This is a genomic window from Deferrisoma palaeochoriense (assembly GCF_054656955.1).
Genome location: NZ_BAAHXI010000151.1, coordinates 1 through 1,478, shown reverse-complemented (window position 1 = coordinate 1,478; position 1,478 = coordinate 1). Strand labels below are relative to the sequence as shown.

At 61.0% G+C, this 1,478-nt stretch carries 1 protein-coding gene; it reads right to left on the bottom strand.

Annotated features, from left to right (window positions below; all coding sequences use genetic code 11):
* Positions 1-2: 2 nt before the first annotated feature.
* On the bottom strand, positions 3-1,415 hold the full coding sequence (locus ACYQ8L_RS18460; protein ID WP_459943290.1) for an IS110 family RNA-guided transposase: 1,413 nt from the start codon (positions 1,413-1,415) through the stop codon (positions 3-5).
* Positions 1,416-1,478 lie beyond the last annotated feature (63 nt).

Genomic DNA, 1,478 nt, shown 5'->3' with positions numbered 1-1,478 from the left:
ACTTACCCCGCTCCTTGGGGGCAGGGGGGTTGGTCTAAGCTGTTGTTTTCTATGAGAGAATATCCCAATGCGGCGGCCTTGCGCCGAAGGTTGTTGAGCACCCGGTCTCGGTACCGGGCTTCGTAGTAGTCCGCACCCAAGTCCGTATAGCTCCGCCCGTGGCGAAGCATGGTGTATACGATTCGTGCGAGCTTGTGTGCTGTAGCCGTGATCGCCTTTGGCGCCCCGATGTGCGCCTTCTTGCGACGGAGAAAGGCTCCCAACGCCGAGTCGCTGCGGTGCAAAGCGTTCGCCGCCATCCGGAAGGCCATCGCCGCTCGGTTCGATGTGGGCTTGGTTCGGGAATCGAGCCGTTTCCCCCCGGAGATCTTGCTGCCGGGGCACAAGCCAAGCCAGGACGTGAAGTGTTTGACGGTGCGCCAACGGTTCATGTCGAGGCCGATTTCACTGATGATCGTTAGGGCAAGCACCGCGTCAATCCCGTCGATCTCGGTAAGGTCCACACCGGTGATACGGCGCAAATGGGACCCGACGTCGAAGGTGATGGCGCCGACATTCTGACGCGACCGAGGGGCAGTTCGGGCCGCAGGAGGGTCGTCATCCTTGGAATCGAACGTACCCAAATGGGCCTGAATCTGTTGATCGCACGCTGCGATCTCAGCCCGATAGGTCTCGTACAGGGTAAGGGCTTGCCGCAGGGAGAACAGGTGCTCCTCACGCCATGTGCCCTCTAACGCCTTCGCAATGGTTTCCTCGGAGTTCTTGCACCGAGGATCCCGTAGTTGGGCCAGACGCAGTGGGTCCCGTTCTCCCTCCAGGATGGCCCGGATGATGCGCAAGCCTGTCACGCCGGTGATGTCACTGACCACCTTGTGCAGCTTGATGTTCATCTGGTCCAAGGCCTTCTGCATGTGCTGTACATGACTGGCGGCATACCGGACGAGGGTCTGCCGTTGGCGCAAGTAGGCACGCAGCACACACACCTGCTCCTCGGGGCGGAAGGATCCCTGAAGGAGGCCGTACGTATGCAACCGCTGAAGCCATTGGCAGTCGAGCACGTCGGTTTTTCGCCCCGGCACGCTTTTCAGGTGTCGGGGGTTGACGAGAAGCACCTCGAATCCTTGGCTTTCGAGAAGTTCGAACAGGGGAATCCAATACACCCCGGTGGATTCCATCGCTACGGTGGTGACCCCACACGTTGCCAGCCAATCGGCCAACGCGTAGAGATCGGCGGTGAACGCGCCAAATTCACGGACGCCCCGGCCTTCAGGGTCGCGTCCTTCCGGCACGGCCACCCAATGGGATTCCGCCCCTACGTCGATGCCTGCTGCATCCAGGTGCACCCGGCGCAACTCAGGGGGCAGTTTCGGGGAGGATTTCCGGCGTTTCGCTTTCTTTCGGTTTGAGGTAGCCATGGGAGCCTCCGGGGTTAGAGAAAACCGATCACCCCGGGCGGGAGGGCCACCGGGCGGAAAAAT